Origin of the sequence: Geobacillus sp. FJAT-46040, assembly GCF_002335725.1 — a bacterium.
GTDB lineage: Bacteria > Bacillota > Bacilli > Bacillales > Anoxybacillaceae > Geobacillus > Geobacillus thermoleovorans.
In genome coordinates this window covers 1-3,094 of record NZ_NISS01000002.1, presented here as the reverse complement: position 1 = coordinate 3,094, position 3,094 = coordinate 1, and the positions used below count along the sequence as shown (strand labels likewise).

General features: G+C 47.9%; 5 protein-coding genes and 1 pseudogene. 2 read left to right on the top strand and 4 right to left on the bottom strand.

Annotated features, from left to right (window positions below):
- Positions 1-232, top strand: a pseudogene (locus tag CD000_RS17900) (MFS transporter); the annotation flags it as partial.
- 377 nt (positions 233-609) lie between these two features.
- On the opposite strand, the gene CD000_RS19715 reads toward CD000_RS17900, so the two are convergent.
- The 4 genes from CD000_RS19715 to CD000_RS17880 all read right to left on the bottom strand — a co-directional run bounded on the left by CD000_RS19715 (position 610) and on the right by CD000_RS17880 (position 2,412).
- Positions 610-672, bottom strand: a complete 63-nt coding sequence (locus CD000_RS19715) for a DUF7667 family protein (protein ID WP_420867691.1) — start codon at positions 670-672, stop codon at positions 610-612.
- Positions 673-803: 131 nt separating this feature from the next.
- The gene (locus CD000_RS17890; RefSeq protein WP_013146668.1) at positions 804-1,121 is read right to left on the bottom strand and encodes a hypothetical protein; all 318 of its coding nucleotides are present in this window, start codon (positions 1,119-1,121) and stop codon (positions 804-806) included.
- 15 nt (positions 1,122-1,136) lie between these two features.
- Positions 1,137-1,613, bottom strand: coding sequence for a hypothetical protein (locus CD000_RS17885; RefSeq protein ID WP_013146667.1), 477 nt, complete (start codon positions 1,611-1,613; stop codon positions 1,137-1,139).
- A gap of 244 nt (positions 1,614-1,857) precedes the next feature.
- Entirely contained in the window at positions 1,858-2,412 is a 555-nt protein-coding gene (locus CD000_RS17880; protein WP_080985723.1) for a DUF4277 domain-containing protein, read from the bottom strand.
- Positions 2,413-2,791: 379 nt separating this feature from the next.
- On the opposite strand from CD000_RS17880, the gene CD000_RS17875 reads away from it, so the two are divergent.
- Positions 2,792-3,094: MFS transporter (locus tag CD000_RS17875; RefSeq protein ID WP_143425290.1), on the top strand; the 303-nt coding region annotated here is incomplete at its 3' end.

Here is a 3,094-nt window from a genome sequence, read left to right as displayed (position 1 = left end):
GATCGGCATGGGACTTGGCGGCGAGCTGCCGGTCGCGTCAACGCTCGTCTCAGAAGCGGTGCCAGCTAAGGATCGCGGCCGGGCTGTCGTGCTGCTCGAGAGCTTTTGGGCTGGCGGTTGGCTATTGGCAGCGCTCATCTCGTATTTCGTCATACCAGCTTACGGATGGCGGACGGCGTTATGGCTGGCGGCGATTCCAGCGCTGTATGCGATCTATTTGCGCCTCCGCCTCAGCTTTCAGTCTTCGATTCTCTTCCTCTAAACTGCACTCTTTTTTTCGGGGTCTTCCCTTGAATGGAGACTTGGATGTCCCGCGCCGTTCTTCGAGCCCTTTTCGACCATGTTCATGATAACGTTTTACCCAAAGTCTGATCGTTTTCGTGCAGGGAATCCCTATAACTCTTGGCATATCCGCTTATATCCCCATCCTTCTTCGATGTACATCTGGACAGCCCTCCATTTAAACTCCACGGAATAGGTGGTCTTCCCTTTCGGTGTTTGCTTGGTCTCGAACATAAACAAATCCCTCCAGTGTTTTTCATGACAGTATGGGCATTTTCCCAACTGTCTACACTAGAGGGATAATATCAAGCGAGAAGGGCTCCTTTTTCATCCCGACAACTTCTCCAGCCTCGCGCACAACTCATGCTGCCACTCAACGTCGCCGGTCATGCTGGCCAGTAGCGACAGGTTTTTGAGTTTCGCGATCTCCATACTCTCTTGACATTGACAGAATCGTTTGGTGAAGATTTGGATGTTTTGAAGAAAAATAAACCCGCCTCGACATGGGCGGGTTTTTTCTGTCAATCCAAATACTTCTCGCATAACGATACGAACTTTCCATCTGACTTTAGCCCTTCCAAAATGCTTCTCAACATTGCACTTCTTTTGGGAAGCTGCTTCTCGAACTCTGCCACAAATGTGTCCTTGTCCCACTGTGATTTGCCAGCGTGATAAAACAGCTTTTCCAGGCGTTCCAACTCGTCGGCAGTAAAGCCAGTGGCTAAGGCCAGAATCGCAAAGCTTTTGTGCTCCTTGTTCACCATATCTAAGAGTAACGTAATTGCGTCGGTGGCTAGACTCAATTTTGCTTCAAGATCCTTGATTCTTTCCTCGTTCATAGCACCCTCCTTGTACTATAGTAATACCCAGTCTACGAATTTTGAAATGACCCAACCAACCTGTCTCGCTGTACTCAGTGGTACTCCCAGATCATATAACGCCCCGCTAACTTGATCTTGAATGATTTGGATAGAAAGGTCTTTCCAAGAAGCTATGGTCCGCAAGGTATCAGCAATATTATCGGCATATTCCCTGATAGTATCTGCTACCTTTTTACTGCCGTAGTCCTCAACAAAGTCGAGCAATTTTTTAATGGCTTGCGATTCCAGCATGTCTGCTAACGTCAATACCGCTTTCTTGAGAGCTGCAGTTTTGATACCCTGTGTTTCTACCTTTGGCGACACTGTGTTGACCTTCGCCACAGAAGGGGTGAGTTGTGACACCGTGTTTGTCTCTGCGGCAAAAACAGAAGTAGGTACTGCTACCGCCAAAACAGACAGAGCTAAAACAGGAGATAAAATTCTTTTGAACAACTTCATAGACAGCTTCATAAATTCCCCCTCCCTTTTATCGGTTTATTTATTTCAATGAATACTATAAAAGGTTAAAAAAGTAAAAGTATGTCGCAATTTGTCGTTCACAAAAAGTTCATATAACCCATATTAGTACTCACATTTCGCACCCTAACAGGGTTGAAAGAAAGGATTTTTTATTTCGTTTTTTAGAATAACTTTCCGACCAACACAACGAGTGATGGAAATCTTTTTTTACCATATCTGGTCGTTCCGTATCACGTTACACGTAAATGCTCTCATCCATGCCCAATCCCTGCAGAATCCTTCGCTGATCCGGGGTGAGGGAGCGATCCAGTGAGCGTTGGATGCGTCCATCCGGCAGCTTGAACAGGACGACGTTCACGTATGGAAACAGCTGAAAAATCGCCTGTCCCGTCGGACGGGTCAGCTTGCGGCCTCCAGGACCCTTCAACGGGTGTTCGGGAGTCATGAACGGACGCACCCGGCGCTGAAAGACGCGGTAAATGCCGGCCTCATACAGACGATCGAGATGACGGGTCAACGCATCGTCATTCAACTGGGAAGGATGGAGCCCGGAACGGATGAGTTTCTCCAGGTCGATCGTGTGCCCCCATTGTTCCAAGTGAACGAGGGCTTGCCGGCCGTCAAACACATTGTAGAGAATGGCTTGAACGGCATCGTTGACTCGAGTCTGGCACTGCGGATCGACGGGAACGAGATGGTCAATCGATTGGGGGAAACCCAGTTTTTTGAATAGAGCACTTATGATATTCAAATAAGAATTGCGATAGACCGATTCGACTTGCACATCCATGAGAGAAAAACTCCTTCACTTTCCTTGTGTGTCAAGGATTCATTCGACATCGGAACGAAAAAATCCTCCCGATTTTCGTCGGAAGGGTGCGAAATGTGAGGTCGAAATCAACATCATGAACGAGGGAACGAAGAAAGGATTTGATGCTTTGCCAAAAGGTTGTACTGGCGCCTATCATGAAAAGCATGGCAGCTGATTTTAGCCGAACTTTTTGTTCCAACCATGGAACGATGGCTGGATCGCGATGTTGGTGTTTGATCCTGTTATTCAAGGCTTCGAGCTGATTTTTCGCAAAAATTATCAACCGTATAGTGCACAGGCCAATGATTTTCTTTTATAATGAATATGTCTTTACACTAATAATGATAGGAAGATACACATGAACCAAACCGCGATTTCCCAGCGCAAGCTGTTAGGCATCGCCGGTCTCGGTTGGCTGTTTGACGCCATGGACGTCGGGATGCTGTCGTTTTTGATGGCGGCCTTGCAAAAAGACTGGAATTTGACGGCCAGCCAAGTCGGCTGGATCGGCAGCGTCAACTCGATCGGCATGGCGGTCGGGGCGCTCGTGTTCGGATTGCTTGCGGACCGGATCGGGCGGAAAAACGTTTTTATTTTCACATTGTTGCTGTTCTCGCTTGGCAGTGGGCTGTCGGCGCTGACGACGACGTTGGCGGCGTTT